Here is a 24590-nt window from a genome sequence, read left to right as displayed (position 1 = left end):
GTGCGGTGGTGGGTGGGGCGGTGGAGGGTTCGGTGGTGGGTGCGGTGATGGCGGAGCGGAGGTGGGGGCCGTGCGGGAGGGTTTTCGGGGTGGGGTGGGGTGGGGATGCGGGGGTGGAGGCGGGTGCGGGTGCCGGTGCGCCCGGCCGGCCGCCACCGCGGACTGGCGGGCGGCCCGCGGCTCAGGCCGTCCCGCCGTCGGAGCCGGCCGTGAGGTCCGCCCGTACCCGGCCGGCGAACCAGCCGACCGCCGACTCGCGCCGGGACAGCGGGCCGGGTTCGAACCCTGGGGTGGTGAGTCCTTTCTGTACGCGGGCCACGAGCTCCGCATCCTCGTCGTTGGTGATCCAGCCGATATGGATGTTGAGCCGCCGCGCGACGCGGGTCCGCAGCGAGGTGCCGCGCCGGGTGTAGAACGCGCCGGGTACGGCGACGCGGTCGACATCCGTGGGGATGGCGGTCCAGGCAAGCACATGGTCGGGGTAGAAGTCGATGAGGGTGTTCGGATAGATCACCGCGTACCGCCAAACCCGGCGGTCGGCCTCGCGCAGGCCGGGCATCGGTGCGGCGACGCGCTGGTAGAGGCGCTCGGGCCAGTTCGAGGACGGTTTGTCGCGCAGCGGGGAGGCGAACAGCACGTAGGACTCGTCGATCTCGCTGGTGTAGCCCTGGTAGTCGAGGAGCCGCATCAGGCCGGGATGCGCGACCGGGACGTGGTAGCCCTCCAGATAGTTGTCGACGGCGACCTTCCAGTTGGCGTGCTGGACCTCCGCGCCTTCGAGGTCGTGGATCCGGCTGCGGCCGACGGGCACCAGGTCGGTTCCCGCGTAGTGCCCCACGGCCTCGGCGAGCCCGGCGCACTGTTCGGCGAGCGGTACGGCGCCGGGATCATGGTTGACGAAGACGAAGCCGAGGAAGGACTCGACGCGGACCGGGAACAGGCCCAGCCCGGGTTTGTCCAGGCACGGGATCTGGCGGGCCTCGGGGGCGCCGACGAGCCGGCCGTCGAGCTTGTACGTCCAGCCGTGGTACGGGCAGCGAATGGCCTTGCCGTCCGGTTCGGGCTCCGAGACCAGCCGGGTGCCGCGGTGCCGGCAGACATTGAGGTGAGCAGCGAGGCTGCCGTTCTCGGTGCGGACGACGAGGACTTCGCGGCCCGCCGCGGTCGCGGCGAGCCGGGCGCCCGGGCCCGGCAGATCCGATTCGTGACACACCAGCTGCCAGGACTTGGCGAAGATGTGCCGGTTCTCGGCGGCGGCCACGGCGGGGTCCGTGTAATAGCGGGCGGCCAGGGCCTTGCCGGGATCGGGCGGGGCCGGACCGGTGATCGTGGGCGACGGCGGGGCCGAACCGGTGGCCGTGGGCGACGAAGGGGCCCGTGGGGCGACGGAGGCATCCGTCGTGGCGGGGGCAGGGGATTTCGCTTGCATCGGCTGACTCCAAGGTGAGGCGGACCAACGCTGACTGATTGATTAGTCAGCGTGCGGACCGGACGGTTCCCTGTCAAGGGTTGCGCGCTGACTAATCAGTTAGTTAGCCTCTGAGCTGTCGCCGCGTCGGCCCCAGCCCGCCGTACGCGGCCCGCCCCGGGCGTGCCCTGCCCGGCCTCGCCGTGCCCCTTCACGGCCCCTCTCCACACTCCTGTTCATCCCGTCGGTGCCCGGGATTCCGCGCCACCCGTGGTCTCGGCACCGGCCGGATCCGGTGTCCACCCGGTCCGGCACCCACCGGTTCACTCCCGGCGTCGGCCGGGCCCGTACACCTCTCCCCCGGAGGCACGCATGAGCGGTCGTCGGAGTCTGGTCTGGCTCGGCCTCACACCCGAGCCGGAACGGGAACTGCCCGCGAACGTGGCCGCGCTGCGCAGCCCGCCGGCGGCCACCGGCGCCGAACTGCGCCGCGTACAGAAGCTGATCCTGCACGGCACCGAGCGCAGCTGGCTCCAGTACCTCGCCGAGGTCACCGACCTGGTGACCGGCGTGGCGGACGGCACCCGGCCGGGTGATCGCCGCGCGGCCCGGCTGGCCGCCGAGGTGGTCCTCGACCACCACCGCATGCTCATCGGCCTCCCGGGCACCGCCTACGCCCGTACGGCCCGCCAGCGCCAGGCCCTGGAGTCCGCGCTCCACAGACTGCCCACCCCTGGCACGGACCACCACCCCGTCGCTCCCCGCCCCGGAGGCCGCGCATGACCACGACGCGAGTCCTCGCACCACAGCGGACCGCCGTACGGTCCCTGATGCCCGCCACCCCCACCGGGCCCGAAGCACCCGGCGCTTTCACCGGCACTGTCCTCGGACCGGCACCCGACCGCTTCGAGAACGCGGAAACCTATTCGGCCCACGGCGGGTACGGCACCGCCACCACGCCGGCCGAGCTCCTCGGGCACATCGCCGCGGCCGGACTGCGCGGACGCGGCGGGGCCGGCTTCCCGGCCGCCACCAAGCTGGCAGCCGTGCGGGACGCCGGCGGCGCACCCGTCGTCGTCGCCAACGGCGAGGAAGGAGAGCCCGGTTCCGTCAAGGACCGCTGGCTGCTCCGGGCCCGCCCCCACCTCGTACTCGACGGCCTGGCCCGTGCCGCCGCCGCCGTCGGCGCACGGCGCGCGTACGTCTACCTCGCCGACCCGGTCGCGGCCGTCCGCGTACGACGGGCCCTCGGGGAGCATCCGCCGCCGCTGCCCGTCGACGTCGTCGAGACCGAACACACCTATGTCGCCGGCGAGGAGACCGCGGTGGTACGCCGCATCAACGGCGGCCCCGCCCTGCCGCTCGCCAAGCCGCCCCGCCCCTTCCAGAAGGGCGTCGGCGACGAGCCCACTCTCGTCGCCAACGTCGAGACCCTCGCCCGCATCGCGCTCATCGCCGCCCGGCCGGACCTGAGCCGCCGGATCGCGGACGCCACCCTGATGACCCTCGCCGGAGCCGGCGCCCCCGCGCTGCTCACTGAGGTCCCGTACGGGACCACGCTGCGCGCCCTGGCGCTCGCCCACGGCGGCGCGGACATCCACGCCGCGCTCATGGGAGGCCTGTTCGGCGGCCTCGTCGCCGGGCGGTCGCTCGACCTGCCAGTCGACCCCGGCCGCCTCGCCGAGGCGGGCACCGCGCTGGGCTGTGGCGCCGTACGCTTCCTCGGCCCGTACGACTGCCCCGTGACCACGGCCGCCGACGCCGCCGCGCACCTCGCAGCCGAGAGCGCCCGACAGTGCGGCGTGTGCGTCGCCGGCTCGGGGTCGATCCGCGACGCCCTGCGAGCTTTGGCCGCCGGGGCCGCCGCAGATGACGTCCCCGCCGCGCTGGGGCGCTGGTCCAGGGGGCTGCGGGGCCGCGGCGCCTGCGGACTCCTCGACGCGGCCGCCGGTACTGCGGGCAGCCTGCTGCGCTCCTTTCCCGCCCTCGTCACCGCCCACCTCACGGCGCCGTGCCCCGCCTGCGCCGCGGCCACCGGCACACCGGGCGCGCGTCCTGCCGCGGCCGCCCACCGCCTCACCGTCCCCGTGCCCGAGGTTCCGGACGCCCTCTGTCCCGCCACCACTCCCCCGCCCGCGCCGGCCGTCCGCCCCTGAAACGGACCATCGAAAGGACCGCCATGAAACTTCTGCTGGACTCCACCCGCTGCCAGGGCTACGGCCTGTGCCAGGAACACGCCCCGGACCGGATCGAACTCGACGAATGGGGCTACGCCTCCCTCGTCGCCGCCGACGTCCCGCCCGGCGAGGAGAAGGCCGCACGCGCCTGCGCCGACAGCTGCCCCAACTCCGCTCTCCGGCTGGAGAAGTGACATGGCCCGCACCCCGGTCCGGGACCTGACCTCTCTCTTCGACCCCATGTCCGTCGCCGTGGTCGGCGCCAGCGACGACCCCGCCAAGTACGGCCACGCGATCGCCGCCCAGGCCCTGCGCGCTCCCGGGCGCCGCCCCGTCCACCTCGTCAACCGTAAGGGCGGCACCGTACTCGGGCGGACAGCGGCTCCGAGCGTCGCCGCCATCGGTGAACCGGTCGACCTGGTCGTGATCTCCGTACCGGGGGCCGGGTTCGAGGCCGCCGTCGACGACGCGCTCGCCTGCGGCGCCCGGGCGCTGGTGGCCATCACCGCCGGATTCGCCGAGACCGGCGCTGCCGGCCTCGCCCGGCAGCATGCGGTCACCGCCCGCGTCCGCGATGCCGGAGCCGTCCTGATCGGCCCCAACTGCCTCGGCATCGCGGACAACACCACCGAGCTGTACCTCGCGTCCGACACGTTCGCCCCCGGTGGCATCGCGCTGCTCAGCCAGAGCGGCAACCTCGCCCTCGAACTTCAGTTGCGGCTCGCCCCGCACAGCGCCGGCTTCTCCCGGTTCGTGTCCCTCGGCAATCAGGCCGACATCACACTCGTCGATCTCGTCCGGGACTGCGCACGCCATGACGACACCTCCGCCATCGCGGTCTACGCCGAGGACTTCGGCGACGGCCGTGCCTTCGCGGAAGCCGCCGCGACCGCGGGCAAGCCCCTCGTCCTGCTGACCGCCGGGCGCGGCACCGCGTCCGCCCGCAGCGCACAGTCGCACACCGGCGCCCTGACCACCTCCTCCGACGTCGTCGCCGCCGCCTGCCGCGACGCCGGCGTCCACCTGGTCTCCACCCCGCGGGAGATGGCGGTCGTACTGGCCGCCCTCCGTTCCCGGGGACGCGGCGCCGGGCGACGCACCGCGGTCTTCACCGACGGCGGTGGCCACGGTGCGATCGCCGCCGACGCGGCCGAGACCGCCGGACTCGACGTCCCCGAACTCGGCGGGGCCGCCCAGACCCGGCTGCGCGCCCTGCTGTGGCAGCAGTCGGCCGTCGCCAACCCCGTGGACCTGGCCGGCATGGGCGAGCAGGACCCACGGTCGTACGCCACCACCGTCGGTGCCCTGCTGGCCGCCGAAGAGATCGACACGATTCTCATGACGGGCTACTTCGGTGGCTACGCGGCGTCGGTGGGCGGCCTGGGAGGCGGCGGAACGGCCCTGTCCGAGGGCGAGTTGCAGGCCGCCCAGGAGATAGCCCTCCTACACTCCGAGCACCCCAAGCCCCTGGTCGCGCAGTCCATGTATCCCGCTTCGCCCAGCTGCCGGATCCTCACCGACGCCGGCATTCCCGTCTTCGACGCCACCGAGGACGCGGCCCGCGCCCTCGCCGCCCTCACCGTCACGGACGCCGCCGGGCCGCCCGGGATCCCCCCGTTGCCGCCACCCGCCACAGCGGTGACCGACCCCGGCTACCACGCGGTACGGGCCCTCCTCGCATCGGCGGGAGTGCGCTTCCCGGCGGCCCGCGAGGTCACCGACGAGGCCCAACTGGTTGCTGCTGTTGCCGAGTTCGACGGTCCGTACGTCCTCAAGGCGCTGCACCTGCTGCACAAATCCGACGCGGGCGGTGTCACGCTGCGCCTGCCCGACCGGGCCGCGCTCCTGGCCGCCTACCGCGACATGCACGCCCGGCTCGGCGCACCCGCCTACTCCGTCGAGGCCATGGCCGACCTCACCGACGGCGTCGAACTGATAGTCGGCGTCAACCGGGACCCCCGCTTCGGCCCCGTCGCGATGGTCGGCCTCGGCGGCATCCTCACCGAAACCCTGCACGACGTCGCGTTCGCCCTGGCGCCGGTCCCCCCGGCGCGCGCCGAGCGGCTGCTGCTCGGGCTGCGCACCGCCGGGCTGTTCGCGGGTGTCCGTGGCCGCCCCGCCGTCGATGTGGCGGCGGCCGCCGAGGCCGTCTCCCGCATCACCGAAGTCGCCGCCGCCCACCCCGAGTTCGCCGAACTGGAGGTCAACCCCCTGCTCGTCCGGCCCGACGGCGCCCTCGCCCTGGACGCCCGCGCCGTACTGGCCTGAGCCCGGGCTCCCGTCCACCCCCCGTTCCCCTGCATCCCGTTCGGCCCACCGACTGTTCCGAAGGACACTCATGGACTTCCGCTACACCCCCGACCAAGCCGGCCTCAAGGCCCGCGCCGCCGCCTACTCCCGGCGGCTGATGGAGTACGAGAACGAGTCGGAGGAGGCCGGCGGCCCGCTCCCGGCCGACACCGTCCGCGCGCTGACCCGCGAGGCCATCGACGCCGGCGTGTACGCGATCAACATGCCCGCCGAGTGGGGCGGCGCCGGGCTCAGCCTGCTCGACCAAGTGATCGTCGAGGAGGAGTTCGGCAAGGTCACCAACTGCCTGTGGGACATTCCCTGGCGGCCGGCCAACGTGCTGGCGTACGGCACCGAGGCACAGCGCGAGAAGTACCTGCTGCCCGTCATCCGCGGCGAGCGCTTCGACGCCTTCGCCGTCACCGAGCCCGGCGCCGGATCGGACCCCGGCTCCGGCACCAGCACCGCCGACCGGGTCGACGGCGGCTGGCTGCTCAACGGCGAGAAGTGGTTCGTCACCTGCGGCGACATCGCCGACTTCCTGCTGGTGCAGGCCGACGCGGGACCGGAGAGGCAGCCGACGCTGTTCTTCGTCGACAAGCAGGCGCCCGGCGTACGGATGACTCGCGTACCGCACTTCATGCACTCCGCGGTCAACGGGCACCCCGAGTTCGTCTTCCAGGACGTGTTCGTCGCCGACGAGGACGTGCTCGGCGGTGTCGGCAACGGCTACGAACTCACCAAGGAGTGGTTCACCGACGAACGCCTCATGATCGCCGCCCGCACCACGGGTGCCGCCGAACGCGCCCTGGAGCTGGCCCGTGAGTGGGCTCTCGAACGACGCCAGTTCGGCTCCCGGATCGCCGACTTCCAGTTGATCCAGGGCATGCTCGCCGACTGTGCCGTCGACATCGCCGTCAACCGCGCCTACACCCATCAGGTCGCCTGGGAGGCGGACCAGCCGGACACCGACCGCAAGACCCTGCACGCCAAGGCCGCGACGGCCAAGCTCGCGGCGAGCGAGGCGGCCGGCCGGGTGGTGGACCGATGCCTGCAGATCTTCGGAGGCCGCGGCTACGACCGTTCCCATCCGGTCGAGCGCCTCTACCGGGAGGTGCGCGTCGACCGGATCTGGGAGGGCACCTCCGAGATCCAGCGCCTGATCGTCGCCAACGAACTGATCAAGCGCGGCACCCGGGCCCTGGCCCTGCCGCGCCACTGATCGTCCCCCCACTGTTCCGCCCCGTCACCGTCCCGCCCGTCGCCCGTCACGGCCACCCGCCACGCACCCCCGAGGACCGCCATGGACTTCCGCCTCACCGCCCGCCAGCAGGAACTCAAGGCCGCGGCCCGCAGCCTCACCGACGTCATCACGGCGTACGAACTCGACTGCGAGGAGAACAACGGCCTGCCCCCGCAGACACACGCCGCGATCCGCGACGCCGTGCTCGACAGTGGCCTGCAGGCCGTCAACATGCCCGCCGAATGGGGCGGAGCCGGGCTCACCATCTTCGAGCAGGCCGTCGTGCAGGAAGAGCTGGGCCGGCTCACCGGCGCCCTGTGGGACATGGTCTGGCGTCCCGCCAACGCCCTTCGCTTCTGCACCCCCGAGCAGCGCGAACGCTTCCTCGTTCCCGTCATCCGCGGCGAGCGCCGCGACTGCTACGCCGTCACGGAACCGGGCGCCGGCTCCGACCCGCAGAACCTCATGACGACCGCGACCCGGACGTCCGACGGGCAGTGGGTCCTCAACGGCGAGAAGTGGTTCGTCACCGTCGGCGACCATGCCGACTTCATGATCGTCCTGGCGGCGGCGGGCGACGAGCGCGCACCCACGCTGTTCCTCGTCGACAAGGACACCCCCGGCATCGAGATGACGCGCGTACCGCGTTTCATGCACACCTTCGTCTACGAGCACCCCGAGTTCACGTTCACCGACGTGCGGGTGCCGGCCGACGCGGTGCTCGGCGGCGTCGGCCAGGGCTACGACATCACCCGCTCCTGGTTCACCGAGGAACGCCTCATGATCGGTGCGCGCACGATCGGCGCCGCGGAACGCGCCCTGGAACTGGCCCGTGACTGGGCCGTCGAGCGGCGCCAGTTCGGCTCGCCCATCGCCGACTTCCAGCTCGTCCAGGGCATGCTCGCGGACTGCGCCGTCGACATCGCCGTCAACCGCGCCTACACCCACCAGGTCGCCTGGGAGGTGACCGAGGGCACCGTCGACCGCAAGACCCTGCACGCCAAGGCGGCCATCGTGAAGCTGGCGGCGAGCGAGGCGTCCGGCCGCGTCATCGACCGCTGCGTCCAGCTCTTCGGCGGTCGTGGCTACGACCGTTCCTACCCGGTCGAGCGCCTCTACCGAGAGCTGCGCGTCGACCGGATCTGGGAGGGGACGTCCGAGATCCAGCGTCTGATCGTCGCGGGCGAACTCATCAAACGCGGCACGGGCGTTCTCCAGCTGCCGTCCGCCTGATCCCTGGCGGCCCCGGACCGGCCTGGCCCCTGGCGGCCCCGGACCCACCGGGGCCGCCACCCGCTCACGCATCTGCGCACGCGGAGGCCGCCGGGGCTGCCACTCGCTGACGAACCCACCTCCCCGGGCCGGCCGGGGCAGTAGTCCGCTCGGAAGGAGCAACACATGACAGGGACCAAGCCCGCGGTACGGGCCTTCCCGCATTCGGGGAGCGCGGCAACCGTCGAACGGGTCGGCGTCGTGGGCTGCGGTCTCATGGGTTCCGGCATCGCCGAGGTGGCTGCCCGCGCCGGGCTCGACGTTGTCGTCGCCGAGTCCGGGGCGGGCGCCGCGGACGCCGGCCGGTCCCGTATCACCGCCTCCCTCGCCCGCGCGGTTGCCGCGGGCAGGCTCACCGCGGCGGACGGGGACGCCGCACTGGCCCGGATCACCGTCACCGACACCCTGGAACGGCTGGCGGACCGGGACTTCGTCGTCGAGGCAGTCGCGGAGGACGAAGCCACCAAGGTGGGAGTGTTCACGCGGCTGGACGCCGTGGTGCGGCGCCGGGACGCGGTTCTGGCGACCAACACGTCCTCCATCCCGGTCATCCGTCTCGCCGCCGTCACCTCCCGCCCGGAGCAGGTCGTGGGCCTGCACTTCTTCAACCCCGTGCCGGTTCTGCCGCTGGTGGAACTGGTGCCGTCGCTCCTCACCGGCGAAAGCACCGTCCGGCGCGCCGAGGCCTTCGCGACGGGCGTGCTGGGCAAACAGGTCGTACGCGCCCCGGACCGGTCGGGCTTCGTCGTGAACGCCCTCCTCGTGCCCTACCTGCTCGCGGCCGTCCGCATGGTCGAGTCGGCAGCCGCGTCGGTCGCGGACATCGACCGTGCGATGACCCTCGGCTGCGCCCACCCGCTCGGCCCGCTCGCGCTGACCGACCTCATCGGACTCGACACCACCCGGGCCATCGCCGAGTCGATGTACGACGAGTTCCGGGAACCCCTCTACGCCCCGCCGCCGCTGCTGGCCCGCATGGTCGAAGCGGGCCTGCTCGGGCGCAAATCGGGCCGCGGCTTCCACACGTACCACTGACCGCGCCGCCACCCACGGACCCATGCCCGTTCCATGCGGGAAGATGGACACGGCGGAGGCCGGCGCACTCCCGGCCACCGCACCGACCGACCAACCAGGGGAGCACGCACGTGTCCAGCGCCGAACGCACTCGCGAGTCACGCGAGCGGATCCTTGCCGCCGCGTGCGAAGTGATCGCCGAGGTCGGTTTCGAGAAGATCCGTATGCGCATGGTCGCGGAGCACGCGGGGGTGTCGACCGCTCTGCTCCACTACCACTTCGAGAACCGCGAGAAGCTCTTCGCCGAGGCGATGACGCACTCCTTCGCCCACACGGGCACCGAACTCGAACGGGACGCGGACTCGGTGCCCGCCTCCGTCATCCTTGCCCGCATCCTGCACAGTCTCCTGCCGACCGACCCTGAGCTGCGGCAGGACTGGCGGCTGTGGCAGGAGCTGTGGGTGCGGGCGCTGCGCGACGAGACCGCGCAGCGCCTCGCGGTGGACCTCTACGACCAGCTGCACGCCTGGGTCGGCCAGGCCCTGAGCCGTGGCATCGACGCGGGTGAGTTCGCGGACTGCGATGTCGACGCCCTCGGCACCACACTGCTCGCGCTGTGCGACGGCTTCGGCATCCGGCTGATGCTGGGCGACCCCCGGGTCACCGTCAAGTCGGCGCAGGCCGTGATCTGGGCGACGGCGGCCCGGGAGCTGAAGGTCGCGCCGGAGTTTCCTCAGGTGTGAGATCACGCCGAACGGCACCTGGTGGTGAACTGACGCTTCGGGCGACAGGACCGGCAAGACGCGTGTCCCTCGCCTGCTCACTCATCTGCGGAGGACGGCTGCATCGTCGTATCCCTTGATCACGGCCGTGCGCTCCAAGCGGGCCGGGCCTCTGTTCTTCGGAGGAAGCTGCGCGTAGATTCCAGACTTCGACGTCGTGATCACTACGGGGAGGGCTGACGTGGACTGGGGGACGCTCATCGCGACGGTCAGCGGTGGGTTCATTGCCATTTCTGGCACCGTACTGGCTGACCACCTGCGCCACCGCCATGAGGACGACCGGGGAGTCGGGGAGCGGCGGCGGGCGGTGTACATCGAGTTCATCACCGCCGCTGAGGCGTGCCACGCCCGGTTGCGCCAGATCGCCCAGGCCCCCGGCACAGAACCTGACCTGGACACGGCCACCCGGGCGGCACTGAGCGATGCCGCGATCTACGAAGCGCGCGAACGACTGTTCATCAACGCGACCACCACGGTCGCCAGTGCCGGGCAGGCGATGTTCGAGCAGCTCCGCGCTCTTCAACGCGCGGTCGCGGCAGGCGCCGAGCTGACATCACCCGCCTTCCATGACGCCTACCACCCCTACATCGGCACGGTCTGGGCCTACCGGGTCGCCGTGCGCAAGGAGCTGGAGGGCCCGTCCCTCTCGCCCGCGGCTTTCGGATGGGACCGGTGGGACGGCAAGGACCGGTGCCCGATGTGCCAAGCAGCGGTCGTCGCCGCGACGTGACCAACGGCCTGCTCGCTTCCCCTGGGGTACTGCGGCACCCGCCCCGTCTTGCGGGGCGGGTGCGGCGGTACGGCAGCGCCGCCGCACCGTCCGGTCGACAGCCCGTTGCCTACTCGCGGATCTCTGCGCGCTGTCGTTGTGGCCAGGTGGCGTTGGTCGCCGCTCGCAGCAGCCATTCGACTGGACCGTAGCGATGGCGGTGCAACCACCATCGGCAGAACACCAATTGACAGGCGAACAGGGCCAGTGCGATGCCCGTCACCAGGGGTGGGGACACACGGCCCACCAGGGCGGCGCCGAACCCCGTGAAGAGCAGCGCGCAGAGCAGCGATTGGGTGAGGTAGTTGGTGAGGGCCATCCGTCCTGCCGGGGCCAGCGCGGCGGTGAGTCGGTGCCCACGGGCAGTGGCTGCCAGGCGCAGGAGAGTGGCCGCGTACGCGGCGGCCAGCAGCGGTGCGGTCACGATATCCAGCCCCAGGGCGGCCAGGTGGTACGCCGTGCCGGGATGCTCCAGGCTCGCGTGGGCGTAGACCACTCCCCCGGCCGGTCCGACGGCGTAGCCGATCTGTTGCAGCCGGCGCAGTACTTGCCGGTACCGGGTGGCATCGGCCAGCACCTCACGGCGGCCGGCGGCGAAGCCGAGCAGGAAGGCGGCCAGGGCGGCGGGGGCCTGGAAAAAGATGAGCAGGAACGCGACGTCCGGGAGCTGTTCGAGGTGGGCGCCGATCACCGCCCCCGGGCTACCACGCAGCGCGTCCGTGGCCTCCCGGGCATGGCCCGCCGCGGAGGCCATGTCCATGCCGCCACCACCGGCCGCGTACTGGGCGAAGCTGAGCATGAGGTAGCCGGCGGCGGTAACGGCGAACAGGACAACCGCAGTCCTCACCGCGTTGCGGGGCCGGGCGTTGCGGGCGGTGAGGAGTACCAGACCCAGCAGGGCGTAGGTAGTAAGGATGTCCCCGGGAAAGAGAACAACGGCGTGGATGGCTCCGAGGACGAACAACGCTGCCAGGCGGCGCAGGAAGCGGCGGGAGAAGCGGGCGCCGCCGCGTGCGGCGGACTTCGCCTGGAGAGTGAAGCTGTAGCCGAACAGGAAGGAGAACAGCAGGAAGAACTTGGCCTCGAAGAAGGTCGCCACCAGGTAGCGGGTCACGTGGTCGGCCGGTGAGTCGAAGCTCGGGTCTTCCAGGCCGGTGCCGTGGTGGGCGGAGGCGACGTAGGTGATGTTGACCATCAGGATGCCGAGAAGGGCGAATCCTCGCAGCGCGTCGATGTCAGTAATCCGCTGCCCCTCCGGGCCTGAGGCCGTCAGTCGCGTCATCGTGCCGGTCATATCCGCCCGCCCCTGCTCGCACCGGCGTTGGCCTGCTCGAGGAACTGGCGCTGGCCGGCGAGAAATCCGCTCGCGAACAGGGAGCGCGGCGCGAAGACCGCCGTCAGCGTGAGCTTGGACTCCGACCGTTCGACGTTGTGCTTCACCAGGGAGTGCGTGGCGTCCGGATACCTCTCGACCTGCAAGAGCGAGGCTGGAAGCAGCTTGCGGTAGGTGGTTTCGGTGTCCGTCACGTCGACGTTGATGTCATGGCCGGCCAGGACGAGCAGGACAGGCGTTCCTTGGATAGCCCGCAGCTCCGCCGCGGCGTCGGCCGTGTAGTTCTTCTTGATGAACCGCCATCGATCGGACGTCATCCCTTGTGGGTCGTCGACAGCGTCGCGGTATTCGGGGAACGACGCATCGCGGCGCAGCAGTCGCAAGGTGGTTTCCCTTCGTCGCAACGCCGACGCTGTCTGTTCGTCGGAGGCGCCGTCTTCGCGCATCTGGGCCAGGAGGTTGTAGCGGCCCTGTTGCTGCCAGTTCACGGCCGGGGATACGGCGATGACGAACCGCAGATCAGGGGTACGGGCCGCGACCTTCGGCAGCACCCACCCCGCCTGACTCGCTCCCCAGAGTCCGATGCGCCGGCTGTCGATGGCCGGCCGCTGACGCGCCCAGGCGATGGCCGCCATGATTTCGTCGGCCCGGTCGTCCATGCTCTGGTGCAGCCAGTTGCCCGACGAGCCACCCACCCCCGGCTTGCTCAAGGACAGCGAGGCGTACCCAGCCTGGGCGAAGGACTCCCACAGGGGCCGGTAGAAGCTGTCGTGGGTGGCGTCGATCGGCCCGTCCCCATGCACGAAGACAACCAGCCCGTACGGTCCGCGGTCGTCTGTCGGCGTGGCCAGTACACCGTCGAGTGTCTGCTTGCCGTGGCGCAGCGTGACTCGTTCTTCCCGGATGTCGTACGTGTTCTGCCAGATCACCACTCCACCCAGCCCCGCGGCCACCACGAGGGCACCGACCAGAGACCAGATCACTGCTCGCTTTCTACGACGTCTGCCCCTGGAGTCACCTTTGTACTGCCTTGTCCACATACCCACCCCTGAACCTCTCGCATTACAAACGCTCGTTTCCATTACGAACGTATCAGATGAGAGAGTATGATGAGCGCAGGCAGACCAAGACCGAGGAGAGCGGACATGACCCAGGCGGAGAACGAGGACGCGAGCCACGTCGAGGCAACTCCGGTGACCGTGCGCCGCGGCGTGCCGGAGGGAGCCGAGGACGTGGTGGCCGGGCTGTACTGGGAAGCGTTCGGCCGGAAATTGGGCGCGGCGCTCAACCCGCCGGCCACCGGGCAGCGCTTCATCGCGGCGCATCTGCACCGGGACCGGGCGGTGGTGGCGCTCGCCGGTGACCACGTGGTGGCAGCGGCCGGCTACCAACTCGACGGCAGAGGGCTGACCGGCGGCGGCGTGAACGATGTCCTGGATACGTACGGCCTGTTCCGGGGGATGCCCCGACTCGCGCTGCTGGCGCTGCTCGAACGCACTCCGGCTCCGGGCCAGCTCGTCATGGACGGCATCGCCGTCGCTGCGGGCTTCCGGGGACGGGGCATAGGCAGCCTGCTGCTCGACGAGGTCTTCCGCGTCGCCGCCGAGCACTGCTGCCGGCAGGTGCGGCTGGATGTCATCGACGTGAATCCCCGCGCCCGCGCCCTCTACGAACGCCACGGCTTCGCCGCGGTCCGCACCGAACAAACGCCTTACCTGCGCCGCCTCATGGGTTTCAGCGCCGTCACCACCATGCACCGCCCGGTCACAGCGCAGGCGGACGGACGGCCCTGAGCGACGGCAGGACTCCCGCACCGCGCGCCTATGCTCGGTCCATGCCCGAGAACGCCCCCGAGATCCCCACCCGCCTGCTCGTACACGCCCTGGTCCGCGAAGACGGCACCGTCGACGCCGGCGAGCTCTACACCGTCGCGGGCGCTCTCGGTATGAGCGACCAGCAAGTACGCCTGTGCATCAAACGACTCGTCGCTGAAGGCCGATTCACCCACGAAGGCCGTGGCCGCAAGGCCCTGCTGCATGCCACCGCCGACGTCACCGGGGTGCTCGCCCCGGAAGTGGAATACGTCCGCTACGCCTACGCGCAAGATCACGGGCAGGCGCCGTGGGACGGTGTCTGGCACGTCTTCGCGTTCGCGGTCCCGGAATCGGCCAGGGCAGCTCGTGACACGCTTCGCGACACCCTCCTCAGACTCGGCGCCGCCGCCGTCCAGGGCGGCCTGTACGTCAGCGCCAACCCGATCGAGGAACACGTCGAGGCCCAGGCACGCCACCTCGGCATTCTGGACACCCTCACGACTTTCACCAGCAACGACCTCCGCGTCGGAAATCGTCGTGATGCCGGCGATCTGGCCGCCGGACTCTGGCCCCTGGAAGATATCGCCGACCGCTATGACACGCTGGCCGCCCTCGCCCAGGCGCGGCTCGACCAACTCGACGCCGCGACCGAAATGACCGAGACCGGCCGACTGACCATCGCCGTCGAACTCGCCGCCCAGTTCACCCGCGCCATGGAACCGGACCCCCTCCTCCCCCCACAACTGCTCCCTCAGCCCTGGGCCGGTGCCGACGCTCGCCACCTTGCCGCCCGCTGCTGGGCCCGGCTCCTCGAGCACCAGTCAGCCACCGCCACGGACGAACACCCCCGCCTCCGCCTCTTCCGCCTGTACGCCGACGTCATCCAGATTCCGGATCGCGCCGGCGCGTCGTCTGCGAGCCGTCGGTGAGCGCGCCGGGCGTCAGGTGGTAGCCGCGTACAGATCCTGCAGAGGCTGCGCGGAGTCGGTCCCGGAGTGACCGAAGGGAGCGTCGAAGCTCCATACCAGGAAGAGCAGGAAGACCACCATGGCGCTGAAGGCGGTTGCCAGCATCAGTTCGCGTGCGGAGCGGCGGATCTGCAGTGCGTAGAGCATGCCGATGGTGACGATGGCGCCGGCGACGAGACCGAACCAGACGACTCCGGGCAGGGTGGTGCCGGCGTTGTCCAGGCGCTGGTGACGGGCGTCGTCGGCGGCGGTGACCTGGTCCAACAGCGGCTGGTACGCCTGGGCCTGCAGCTCGTTGTCGGGGGTGTGATGGGCGATGTCGCTGCGGATTTGGCCCAGCAGTTGGGCGCCGCCCCTGCCGTCGGGCTGTTCGTCGTTGTTCAGGGACGGCCATTCGGTGGTGACGGCGTGGCGGGCGTAGGCGCCGATGTGCTCGCGGACTTGAGTGCGGAAGGCCGCGGGGTAGACGTCCAGACGCTGGTCGATCTCGTAGAGGGACTGCGCCTCGCGTTGCACGGTGTCCTCGGCTGCGCCGCGGGCCTCCCAAACGCCTGCGATCGCCAGGCCCAGGACGATGGCGTAGACGACGCCGACCATCATCACCATGTACTCCAGCACGTCCGGCGTTTCGGAGGTGTCTTCTTCGGTGACGCGGCGGTGGCGCATCACGGTGGCCGTGATGACGAGAGCGCAGACCACGGCGGAGACCAGGGTGTAGATCAGCCATTCCGGCACAGCGGGACTCCAAGACGAGCGGGCGGGCAAGGGAGAGCAGCGGCAGCGTGGCGTCAGCCGCCGCTGCGGCGTCGGCCGGGCCGCAGAGCTGCGGCGGCCAGGATGGCCGGGGTGGTGATGACGACGGTGGTCATGGTCGTCGACAGGCCGGCGGGAGCCGGTCGTTCGGACCGGCTGGTGTAGTGCGATCGAGGCACCCAGCGGAAACCTTGTGCCTTGGGCGGAGTTGGGGTGCGGTGCTCAGGAGGGGCGGCCTCGTGCACCGCGGTTGCCCGGCGTGGTGGCGGGCCCGGCACGGCACGCGTCGGCGTTGAGTCGGTTGGCGGATCCGGCACCGGAGGGGGCGGGGAGGCGACGGGTGGCGCGGCCGGAGGGGTGTCAGCTGTAGCCGGAGGCCGCGCAGGACTTTCGGGCGCCGACGGAGTGGGGGTGGGCTGGCCTGGGGGAGCCGGTGAAGTCGGGTGAGAGGGAGTGCGCGGCTGCTGTGGGGTTACGCCGTTGATTTCGATCCATGCGCCGGGTGCGCACAGCACAACATGGGCGTCGTCGATGAGGATGGCTGTTTGTGGATGGCCGGACACGGGGCACAGTGCGGCGGCGGCTCCCAGGCCGAACGTGATCCAGCCGTTCACCAGTTGTGTTCCTTTCTTCGAGCCGGCACCGCGCCGCGTGGGCGGCAGGGCGGGCGCCGGCCCGGCTGTCGTGGGGCGGGCGGCGCCTGGAGTAACGATCACGAGCGAGCGTAGTCACGGGCCCCATTGCCCGCCCTGGGCCGCGAGGGCGGCAGCAGCAGATACTGAGCCGACTCCGCCCAGGCGCACGCACATGGCCTCCCGAGGTGCCGGTCAGGACGCGGTCCCTCACCCTGTACGCAGGGAAGGAGCAGCGCCATGTCAACTTCTGGACCGACACCGTCGCACGCAACTGGCACATGGTCGGACCCGCACGCCCTGTCCCTCTCCTGATGGACCAGAACGGGCCCGCAGACCGCCGTGCGGACCCGGACGGCGGGACGCAAGCTCGTGCGACGGGCATCGCAGGTCGCCTCGGTGTCCTGCGCCCGTCCTGGTGGCGAGTGAAGTCCCACAACATGGCGGTCACCGCCCGTCGGCTGCAGACCGTCGCCGAGGCCCGCTTCCCCGTCATCACGCATCTGACCACCCGGATGCTCTCGGTGAACATCCTGGACGCCGCCACCCGGTTGGCCGCTCAGTGTTTCCTGACCGCGGTCCCGCTGCTCTTCGTCGTCGGCTCCTTCGCACCAGAGGGCGTACAGAACCAGCTCATCAGTTCCGTACGCGCGGTCTTCGGACTCACCGGTGACGTGAACGACCAACTCGAGCAGGTGTACCAGTCCCACACCGAATACCTGCGCGAGGCCACCGGCATCGTCGGGACGCTGATGGTGCTGCTCTCCGCCACGGCAGTGAGCAGGGCGATGCAGCGGTTGTGCAAACGCGCCTGGGAGATCCCCAAGGCGGCAATGCAGATCGCCCCCTGGCGCTGGTTCGTCTGGATTACCGTATGGCTGGCCGTTCTGGTGGTGCAGGCTCCGCTGCGTGACGGTTTCGGCGCCGGGCTGTGGCTCGGTGTCCCCCTCACAGTGCTGTGCCAGACGGGCCTGTGGTGGTGGAGCCAGCACCTGCTGTTGGGCGGCCTCATTCGCTGGCTGCCGTTGCTGCCCGGTGCCGTACTCACTGCCGCCGCCGTGACCGCCCTGTCGGTCGGCGCCCAGTTCTACTTGCCCACCGCCCTCAACCGCTCTCTGTCCGAGTACGGGCCACTGGGCCCGGTCTTCACCGTCCTGTCCTGGCTCATCGTGGTCTGCGCCGCGGTCGCCGTCGGCATCACTGCAGGCGCCGTTGTGGCGCAGGAGACGTACCTGGCCAAGCACCTCGGGCTCGCGTCTCCGCAGCGGGTCGCAGAGAAGGGAAAGTCGAGCGGATCGTGACCTGCAAACCGGGAGACCCGGGGCGGAGAGCTTGAGAACAGGACAACGGCAGCACGCGACTGTGCAATGGCAATAGCGCTCGAGGATCTCGCCCACGCGCAGGACTGGGAGAAACGTCATGGCCGACAGCACAGGTGAGACCCCGTCCCCGGCTCAGCACTGGGCTGCGCGGCTGGCGATCACGGCTGCCGCAGCGTCGGTGATCGTCCTGGCCTTCGTAGCGGGGCTCAAAGGCGTCGGACTGCTGGCAGCCGGCGCCGTCGGCACAACCGTCACGGCCGCCGCGCTCTGGTGGGCGCTGACCCGTCGAGGCCCGGTGCGGATGTTCGCCGTCGCCCTGGCGGTGGCAGCGCCCGCGGTCGTCATCGTGCTCCAGGTGGCCGCCGGGCTCTTCTGGGTACTTCTGCTGTGCCTGGTCCTGGGTGCTGTGGCAATCGCCGCTGGATGGGCGGCGCTCACCGAGATCGGGCCGACAGCGCCACGCACGACCTCCGTACAGCCCCCTCCCCAGCAAGCGGTCCTCGTCATGAACCCCCGCTCGGGCGGCGGAAAGGTGGAGCGATTCGGCCTGCGAGAGAAGGCGGAGGCACTGGGAGCCAGGGTTGTCCTGCTCGACCCGGCCCATCGGGTCGATGTCGCCGAGCTGGCAAGACGCGCTGTCGCGGAAGGAGCGGACCTCCTCGGTGTCGCTGGGGGTGACGGCACCCAGGCGCTGGTCGCGGGCGTGGCCGCGGAACACGACATCCCCTTTCTCGTGATCCCCGCCGGCACGCGGAACCACTTCGCGATGGATCTCGGGCTCGACAGGGAAGATCCCTCGCCGGCCCTGAACGCACTCAGGGACGGCATCGAGCTCCGCATCGACCTCGGCCTCATCGGTGACCGGGTCTTCGTCAACAACGCCTCTTTCGGCGCTTACGCCGCGATCGTGCAAAGCGATGCGTACCGCGACGACAAAGTGAACACCGCCCTGCAGATGCTCCCCGACGTCCTGACGCACCGGGCCGGCCCTCGGCTGACCGTCAGCGGGGAAGGCTTCACGATGGATTCCCCGCAGGCCGTGTTGGTCAGTAACAACGCCTACCGGGTCGGCGACCGGGCAGGGCTCGGAAGACGCGACCGGCTGGATTCGGGCCTGCTCGGTCTGGTGAGCCTCACTGTCGACAGCGCGGCAGGAGCGGCCAGACTACTGCGCGGCGACCGGGCGCCCGGCGTCACCGTGCTCACCACCCGAGAAGTTGTCGTGGGCGCTGACACCAACGAGATACAGGTCGGCGTTGACGGGGAGGCCCTCACCCTGCCGGCCCCCGTGCGCTGCACGATCCGGCCGGCAGCGTTGCGGGTACGTGTTCCGAGGGAAAGACCGGGTGTTCCCCGCCCCCGGCCGCGTCTCGACTGGCGCCGGCTGGGACGACTGGCACTCCCGGCAGCGACACGAAGCCGGCTTCGGCCCGCCCGTGGGCGAAGGAGCCCGTAGCCCTCAGCCCAGACGTCAGCTGACGGCAGTGACCACATCGGACCGGGGTCGCCGACCGCCTCCGCCCATAACTCTCCAGCGGTCCGGGCAGCCTGCCCTCGGCCTCCCCCATTGGCTCAGCTCCGGTCGCGGTAGGCGCCTGCGGCGTCTTTTCTGGACTGACGGCAGACTGCCCCGCCGCTCACAGAGCCAGACGCAGGAGGGCTTCATGGCGTCCCACGCCTCCGAGCCGGACCCGCCCAGCCGAGGGCGGGAGAGTGCTGCTTCGGGCAGCGGGCAGTCAGGTGAGGCCACCGGCGGCGAGGGCTCACCCCCACCGGTACCCGGTGGTCGGCCGCCGCCCGGTGAGCCGGAGCAGTGGGAGGCCCTGCAGCGCCGCGTCGCGGAACTGGAGGGCAAGCACCGACGACGGCACCGCGGGCGGTCGCTGCTCTCGGCCGTACTCGTTGTCCTGGCGGCGATCCTGTCCATCCTGTCCGTCGTCGCGGTGTGGGCGAACAGCATCGTGGGAGACACCGACCGTTATGTCGCCACGGTCGCTCCGCTCGCGCATGATCCGGCGATCCAGACGGCCGTCACGAACCGGGCGACGGCCGCGGTTCTCGCCCAGATCGACGTCGACGCTCTGGTGAAGGAGCTTTCCACAGCGGCGAAACAGCGCGGCGTGCCGCCCAGGGTCGCCCAGCTGATCAACGGTCTGAGCAGGCCGATCGAGAGCGGCTTGAAGGAACTTGTCAGCAGCACGGTCCGCCGGGTGGTCTCCAGCGACGTGTTCGAGACCGTGTGGATCAACGCGAACAGGGCTGGTCACGCCGCCCTGGACAAGGCGCTCACCGGCAAGGGCGGGGGCACCGTCACACTGGAGAACGACCAGGTCACCGTCGATGTAGGCCCGATCGTTGCCAGAGCCAAGGACGAGTTGGTGAAGGCCGGCCTCTCCCGCGCCGCGAAGATCCCTGAGGTACACACCAACTTCGTCGTGTTCGCTTCGGACGATCTCGGCAAGGTCAAGACGTACGTACGGATCCTGCAGATCGTCGGAACCTGGCTTCCCGTCCTCACCGTGATCCTCGCCGCCGCCGCGGTGCTCCTGTCAGCCCACCGCCGCCGCATTCTCATCACGGTTGCGCTCTCGATCGCCTTCGCCATGTTCGTGCTCGGCGGCGGTCTCACCCTCTTCCGGGGCATCTATCTCGACCGACTGCCGTCACAGGTGTCCCAGGCCGCGGCAGAAACGGTCTTCGACACACTCGTCAGATTTTTGCGCGCCTCGGTGCGCGCTGTCGCGGCGTTGGCGCTGGTGACGGCCGTCGGCACGTTCCTCGTCGGCCCGTCCCGCCCCGCCGTCACCGTACGACGTGCCTGCGTCACCGGAATCGGTGCCGTACGTGGAGTGACGACCTCCGCAGGCCTGCGCCTCGGCCCGGTAGGGGCGTTCGTTCATCGTCACAAGCGTTGGATCGGCGGAGCTGTACTGCTGGCCGCGGTGCTGGTGCTGGTCACCTGGTCCTACCCGACCACCCAGGTGGTGTTGTGGCTTGTCGTCTGCGTACTGGCGGCTTTCGCGCTGCGTGAGTTCCTTGACGACTCCAATCCGCCAACCGAATCCGAATCCGGGCAGCGTGACCACGGCGGCCCAGGTGATCCGGCGGGCGCGCAATGATCCTGCCCCAGAGCAGCGAGCGGGCCATCGCAGCCGCCAAGCAGGCCATTTCCGGAGGGCTGCCGCAGTTCACAGGCGCCTGACCGCGTGATCCGGGCCCCGCCCGGGCGGGCTCTCCCCCAGCCACCGGCCACAGTCGTCCTTCCTGGGCAGGAAAAGAATCCATGACAGAGCCAAGCGACCGGCCTGAAGCGAGCCACAGTCCGACCCAGCCACCGGCTGCCGACCCGTTGCGGGACGTACTGCGCCGTCCCGGTTACCTCAAGGCCCTTGTGTTCTCTGCCCTGATCGGCGTTCCGGTCTCCCTCGCGGCCTTCTGGTTCCTCGTCGGCCTGCATGAACTCGAGAACGCGCTGTGGGCGCAATGGCCGCAGGCGCTGGGCTGGGACACCCCGCCGTGGTGGTGGCCGCTGCCGCTCCTCCTCGTCGCCGGTGTCATCGTGGGGCTGGTCGTCACCCATCTGCCAGGTGCCGGCGGCCACGTCCCCGCCTCTGGCCTGCACTCAGTGGGCACGTCTGCGAACGCCCTGCCCGGAGTGCTGATCGCGGCGGCAGCGAGCCTTCCTCTCGGTGCGGCCCTGGGGCCGGAGGCACCGCTGATCGCTCTCGGCGGCGGCCTGGCGCTGCTCTTCAGAGACCTGGCCCGCGCCCCCTCCACCCCGCAAAGCAACGCCCTGCTGGGCGCGGCCGGCGCCGCCGCCGCGATCGCGGCGATCTTCGGCAGTCCGCTCATCGCCGCGGTGATCCTCATCGAGGTGGCCGGTGTGGGAGGCCCCCAACTGTTCGCCGTCATGCTGCCTGCTCTGCTGTCGAGCGGGGTGGGGGCGTTGGTGTTCACCGGATTCGGGCGCTGGACCGGTCTGAAGACCGGCGACCTCGTTCTGAAGCTTCCCGGGCCACCCCCGAACCTGGACAGCGGCGACGTGTTCTGGTCGATCCTGATGGCCGTGGCCATCGGCGCGCTGATGCACCTGGTACTCGCCGGCGGACGCCTGACCGCGGCGTTTGTGGCGTCGCGCCCCTTCAGCCGGACCATCGGCTGCGCAGTGGCAGCGGGGTGCTGCGCCGCCCTGTACGCGGTCGTGACGGGCCGCTCACCGGCTGAGGTCGCCTCTTCAGGTCAGATCACACTGTCCGAACTGGCCTCCGATCCCCACTCCTGGGGGATCGGCGCTCTCGTGGCCGTGCTGTTCTTCAAGGCCGCCGCCTACAGCCTGTGCCTGGGGAGCCTGCGAGGCGGCCCGGTGTTCCCGGCTCTGTTCCTGGGCGCCGCGGCGGGAGTTCTGTTGTCCCCGCTCCCCGGTCTGGGAGTAGTACCGGCGGTGGCCGCAGGGACGGCGGCGGCTGCTGCGGCGGCCCTGCGGCTGCCGGTCAGCAGTGCGGTTCTGGTGGTGCTGCTGCTCGGAAACTCCGAGACGATCCCCGTGGTGATACTGGCCGCCGTCACCGCGTTCGTCACAACCGAGCTCCTGCCGCCCTGGGCGACCACTCCGTCGGCCGGGCAGCGGGGGACGCGGCGACAGCCCGACACCAGCAAGTGAGGTCCCTGCGTCCTCCACGGCGTCCGACCATCAACCGCTGTAACGACAGCGCGGAACGAACGCGGCATGCACCTGCTTCGACATTGGGCGTCGAGTGCCCGTCGGAGGCGCCTCGTTGCATTCGGCCGCCGCTCAGTCGGTGGCGCACCGCGTACGAGGCGATCGCGCCGGGCCTGGCCGCGTACCAACCGGACGCCATCGAGGCGTACACCACGACCCGGCTGGACTGAGCCGGACCGGCCGTCACCGGAACCGGCCTGCGGCGGCGGCCCATCCAGGCCGCGGGCCACCGGTGAGCCCGGGGCGGACCGGGTCAGTGATCGGGGCTGGTGTCGTCGCGGCAGGTGACGCCGGGCCGGGTGTTCAAGGACCACATGTGCGTGCACCGGGGGCACTGAAGGTGCACCACGGGGCCCTTGTTGGAGATCAGATAACGCCAGTGCTCACGGCAGTTTCGCCGCTCGGCGCAGGGGGCGCAGTGGCGGGCGTCGTCGCACACGGGGCAGGCCACCCAGGCGCGACGGGCGAAATCCGCCTGCGGGTCAATGGGAAGCAGCACGGCCCGGCCCGTCCGCCGGCAGAACACCGGCCGCCACCAGCATGTCGTAGGTGCGCTGCTGGTCGGCGTCCAGGCCGGAGTAGAGGAGTGCCGACGCCTGCTCCTCGCCCTCGAGAGCCGCGACGGGGTCCCAGTCCGGCCCGAGCGCGGCCATGACCTCGGCCCGTCGCCGGGCCTCCTCGAGGGTCAGGTCGATCGCGAAGGGTATAAGATCGCCGACTTTATCCTGGTTCATAGCCATACTTCCGTTGCACTGGCGGAACTCCACATCTGTACCAGTCGGCAACGGTGACAGAAAAGGGTCACCTAAGTCAGCTGCGGCGCACACGGCACCCGATCCATCGACTGACCCGTCCTCGGATCGGCAGTCGTGCGTGGGCCGTTGGCGGCGCCGGACGTCGGCCCACAGCAACGGACGACACTCCGGACTGTGACGCACTTCACGGGCCAAAGCCGAGAGATGCACGGCCCAGGGGCTGGCCGCCGCTGCGACCAGCCCCTGGAGGCCTTGTTCTGGCCGTTCCACTCACATCAGACGTGTGCCCCTAAAAACACCCCCCTAACAGCCGAAGCGGACCTCCTGGGGGAGCCACGACTTCGCGCGACGATGAAGACGTACGACCAGTCAAGGCTCAACTCCGAGGCCGTGGCTCACGGCGCGAAGCTCATGATCATCAATTTCTCGGGATCAGAGAAAGGGGCGAAGCCGACCTTGGCGTAAACCCCGTGGGCGTCAAGGGTGGAAAGCAGCACGCGCTTGAGCGCGTACGGAGCGAGGTGGTCCCGGACCGCAGCGGCCAGCCATGTGCCCAGGCCAATGCCGCGATGGGCGCGGTCAACATAGACATCACAGAGCCATGCGAAGGTCGCCAGGTCGGTGACGACGCGCGCATAGGCGACCTGCGACCCGTTCGAGTCGTACACGCCGAAGTTGACAGACGCTCGGATGGACTGCTCGACCGTGGCCCGGCTGCGGCCGAGAGCCCAGAAGGCATCCGTCGACAACCAGTGGTGCACCAGGCCGACTTCGAGTCGGCCCGGATCGATATCGACTTCGTACCCGTCTTCCCTACGAGTGATCATGAGTTCGGATAGTACGCGGGCCCCGTGACGGCCCAGGCGTCCGTCGCCGCTCGTGCCGCCGTCGGCTCACCCGGCCTCACAACTCGGCTGAGGGCACTGCCGCTTGCGCCTTCTGCAGTTCGGCTCGCAGGCGTTCAATACCGCGCAGTCCTTTACCCACGCCTGGCCGGCGAAGGTCCGCGTACGCACGTGCCTGCGCTTCCGGTGCCGGGGACGTACGACGCCAGGCCCGACCCGGGCTGTCAGCACCGCTGATCCGCGTTTCGGTCTTCCACTTGGACAGGGCAGTCCTGCCGCATCTCCGCCACTCCGAAGGTGAGATGCGTGCACGCTGTCCCCCGCTGGTGATCAGCGCGTTCACCGGCGCCAAAGGATCGCCGGCCATCGTCTTGGCCAGCAGTACGCCGACCGCCAGCGGCAGCAGGGCCACGGCGAGGGCCGTGCCGGTGCTGGTGACGTGCTGCATGCTCACGCGCCGCGGTGCCTCAGGATTCATGGTTCTCATTCCAGCA

24 protein-coding genes and 1 pseudogene are annotated in these 24590 nt (G+C 70.6%); 16 read left to right on the top strand and 9 right to left on the bottom strand.

The features are described from left to right. Positions 1 to 181 precede the first annotated feature (181 nt). Entirely contained in the window at positions 182 to 1429 is a 1248-nt protein-coding gene (locus ACWIHY_RS24525) for an aromatic ring-hydroxylating oxygenase subunit alpha (RefSeq protein ID WP_454377814.1), read from the bottom strand. Between the two features lie 351 nt (positions 1430 to 1780). Between ACWIHY_RS24525 and ACWIHY_RS24520 the strand changes: the two genes are divergently transcribed. The 9 genes from ACWIHY_RS24520 to ACWIHY_RS24480 all read left to right on the top strand — a co-directional run bounded on the left by ACWIHY_RS24520 (position 1781) and on the right by ACWIHY_RS24480 (position 10915). Beyond that, positions 1781 to 2191 carry a hypothetical protein gene (locus ACWIHY_RS24520; RefSeq protein ID WP_454377813.1) on the top strand — a complete coding sequence of 137 codons (411 nt, stop codon included), beginning with the start codon at positions 1781 to 1783 and terminating at the stop codon, positions 2189 to 2191. Beyond that, complete coding sequence (locus ACWIHY_RS24515; RefSeq protein WP_454377812.1) at positions 2188 to 3564, top strand: NADH-ubiquinone oxidoreductase-F iron-sulfur binding region domain-containing protein; 1377 nt, start codon at positions 2188 to 2190, stop codon at positions 3562 to 3564. The genes ACWIHY_RS24520 and ACWIHY_RS24515 overlap by 4 nt, the downstream gene beginning before the upstream one ends. Before the next feature lie 23 nt (positions 3565 to 3587). Next, positions 3588 to 3779 carry a ferredoxin gene (locus tag ACWIHY_RS24510; RefSeq protein WP_454377811.1) on the top strand — a complete coding sequence of 64 codons (192 nt, stop codon included), beginning with the start codon at positions 3588 to 3590 and terminating at the stop codon, positions 3777 to 3779. Between the two features lies 1 nt (position 3780). Continuing rightward, the gene (locus tag ACWIHY_RS24505; protein WP_454377810.1) at positions 3781 to 5853 is read left to right on the top strand and encodes an acetate--CoA ligase family protein; all 2073 of its coding nucleotides are present in this window, start codon (positions 3781 to 3783) and stop codon (positions 5851 to 5853) included. A 70-nt stretch (positions 5854 to 5923) separates the two neighbouring features. After that, on the top strand, positions 5924 to 7096 hold the full coding sequence (locus tag ACWIHY_RS24500) for an acyl-CoA dehydrogenase family protein (RefSeq protein ID WP_454377809.1): 1173 nt from the start codon (positions 5924 to 5926) through the stop codon (positions 7094 to 7096). Positions 7097 to 7177: 81 nt separating this feature from the next. Further along, a complete protein-coding gene (locus ACWIHY_RS24495) occupies positions 7178 to 8350 on the top strand; it encodes an acyl-CoA dehydrogenase family protein (protein WP_454377808.1) in 1173 nt (390 codons plus the stop codon). Between the two features lie 165 nt (positions 8351 to 8515). Further along, positions 8516 to 9424, top strand: coding sequence for a 3-hydroxybutyryl-CoA dehydrogenase (locus ACWIHY_RS24490; protein WP_454377807.1), 909 nt, complete (start codon positions 8516 to 8518; stop codon positions 9422 to 9424). A 110-nt stretch (positions 9425 to 9534) separates the two neighbouring features. After that, the gene (locus ACWIHY_RS24485) at positions 9535 to 10146 is read left to right on the top strand and encodes a TetR/AcrR family transcriptional regulator (protein ID WP_454377806.1); all 612 of its coding nucleotides are present in this window, start codon (positions 9535 to 9537) and stop codon (positions 10144 to 10146) included. Positions 10147 to 10366: 220 nt separating this feature from the next. Beyond that, a complete protein-coding gene (locus ACWIHY_RS24480) occupies positions 10367 to 10915 on the top strand; it encodes a CchlQ (protein ID WP_454377805.1) in 549 nt (182 codons plus the stop codon). A 109-nt stretch (positions 10916 to 11024) separates the two neighbouring features. Here the strand turns inward: ACWIHY_RS24480 and ACWIHY_RS24475 are convergent, their stop codons facing one another. Both ACWIHY_RS24475 and ACWIHY_RS24470 read right to left on the bottom strand, forming a co-directional pair. Continuing rightward, entirely contained in the window at positions 11025 to 12236 is a 1212-nt protein-coding gene (locus ACWIHY_RS24475) for a DUF418 domain-containing protein (protein ID WP_454377804.1), read from the bottom strand. A gap of 8 nt (positions 12237 to 12244) precedes the next feature. After that, positions 12245 to 13270 carry an alpha/beta hydrolase family protein gene (locus ACWIHY_RS24470; protein WP_454377803.1) on the bottom strand — a complete coding sequence of 342 codons (1026 nt, stop codon included), beginning with the start codon at positions 13268 to 13270 and terminating at the stop codon, positions 12245 to 12247. Between the two features lie 162 nt (positions 13271 to 13432). Here ACWIHY_RS24470 and ACWIHY_RS24465 point away from each other — a divergent pair, with 162 nt between their 5' ends. Continuing rightward, positions 13433 to 14080, top strand: coding sequence for a GNAT family N-acetyltransferase (locus tag ACWIHY_RS24465; RefSeq protein ID WP_454377802.1), 648 nt, complete (start codon positions 13433 to 13435; stop codon positions 14078 to 14080). 41 nt (positions 14081 to 14121) lie between these two features. Beyond that, on the top strand, positions 14122 to 15030 hold the full coding sequence (locus tag ACWIHY_RS24460) for a PaaX family transcriptional regulator C-terminal domain-containing protein (protein WP_454377801.1): 909 nt from the start codon (positions 14122 to 14124) through the stop codon (positions 15028 to 15030). Between the two features lie 12 nt (positions 15031 to 15042). Here the strand turns inward: ACWIHY_RS24460 and ACWIHY_RS24455 are convergent, their stop codons facing one another. Both ACWIHY_RS24455 and ACWIHY_RS24450 read right to left on the bottom strand, forming a co-directional pair. After that, positions 15043 to 15804, bottom strand: a complete 762-nt coding sequence (locus ACWIHY_RS24455) for a bestrophin-like domain (protein WP_454377800.1) — start codon at positions 15802 to 15804, stop codon at positions 15043 to 15045. A 53-nt stretch (positions 15805 to 15857) separates the two neighbouring features. Beyond that, positions 15858 to 16001: a hypothetical protein gene (locus ACWIHY_RS24450; protein WP_454377799.1), complete on the bottom strand. Its 144-nt coding sequence runs from the start codon at positions 15999 to 16001 to the stop codon at positions 15858 to 15860. Between the two features lie 641 nt (positions 16002 to 16642). On the opposite strand from ACWIHY_RS24450, the gene ACWIHY_RS24445 reads away from it, so the two are divergent. The 5 genes and pseudogenes from ACWIHY_RS24445 to ACWIHY_RS24425 form a co-directional block, all read left to right on the top strand. After that, on the top strand, positions 16643 to 17755 hold the full coding sequence (locus tag ACWIHY_RS24445) for a YhjD/YihY/BrkB family envelope integrity protein (RefSeq protein ID WP_454377798.1): 1113 nt from the start codon (positions 16643 to 16645) through the stop codon (positions 17753 to 17755). Positions 17756 to 17873: 118 nt separating this feature from the next. Then, positions 17874 to 19232, top strand: a complete 1359-nt coding sequence (locus ACWIHY_RS24440) for a diacylglycerol/lipid kinase family protein (RefSeq protein ID WP_454377797.1) — start codon at positions 17874 to 17876, stop codon at positions 19230 to 19232. Between the two features lie 208 nt (positions 19233 to 19440). Then, positions 19441 to 20895, top strand: coding sequence for a hypothetical protein (locus tag ACWIHY_RS24435; RefSeq protein ID WP_454377796.1), 1455 nt, complete (start codon positions 19441 to 19443; stop codon positions 20893 to 20895). Between the two features lie 164 nt (positions 20896 to 21059). Continuing rightward, entirely contained in the window at positions 21060 to 22436 is a 1377-nt protein-coding gene (locus ACWIHY_RS24430) for a chloride channel protein (protein ID WP_454377795.1), read from the top strand. A gap of 140 nt (positions 22437 to 22576) precedes the next feature. After that, positions 22577 to 22666, top strand: a pseudogene (locus ACWIHY_RS24425) (MerR family transcriptional regulator); the annotation flags it as partial. An 83-nt stretch (positions 22667 to 22749) separates the two neighbouring features. On the opposite strand, the gene ACWIHY_RS24420 reads toward ACWIHY_RS24425, so the two are convergent. From ACWIHY_RS24420 to ACWIHY_RS24405, 4 genes are all read right to left on the bottom strand, one after another. After that, complete coding sequence (locus ACWIHY_RS24420) at positions 22750 to 22995, bottom strand: hypothetical protein (RefSeq protein ID WP_454377794.1); 246 nt, start codon at positions 22993 to 22995, stop codon at positions 22750 to 22752. Beyond that, positions 22979 to 23230 carry a DUF6400 family protein gene (locus ACWIHY_RS24415; RefSeq protein WP_454377793.1) on the bottom strand — a complete coding sequence of 84 codons (252 nt, stop codon included), beginning with the start codon at positions 23228 to 23230 and terminating at the stop codon, positions 22979 to 22981. The genes ACWIHY_RS24420 and ACWIHY_RS24415 overlap by 17 nt, the downstream gene beginning before the upstream one ends. A gap of 416 nt (positions 23231 to 23646) precedes the next feature. Then, positions 23647 to 24078 carry a GNAT family N-acetyltransferase gene (locus ACWIHY_RS24410; protein ID WP_454377792.1) on the bottom strand — a complete coding sequence of 144 codons (432 nt, stop codon included), beginning with the start codon at positions 24076 to 24078 and terminating at the stop codon, positions 23647 to 23649. A gap of 76 nt (positions 24079 to 24154) precedes the next feature. Then, positions 24155 to 24544, bottom strand: a complete 390-nt coding sequence (locus tag ACWIHY_RS24405) for a hypothetical protein (RefSeq protein ID WP_454377791.1) — start codon at positions 24542 to 24544, stop codon at positions 24155 to 24157. Between the last annotated feature and the right edge of the window lie 46 nt (positions 24545 to 24590).

It is taken from the genome of Streptomyces sp. NPDC055287, assembly GCF_053646035.1.
Note: the sequence above shows the minus strand (reverse complement) of the source record. Positions and strands in the feature narration are given on the sequence as shown.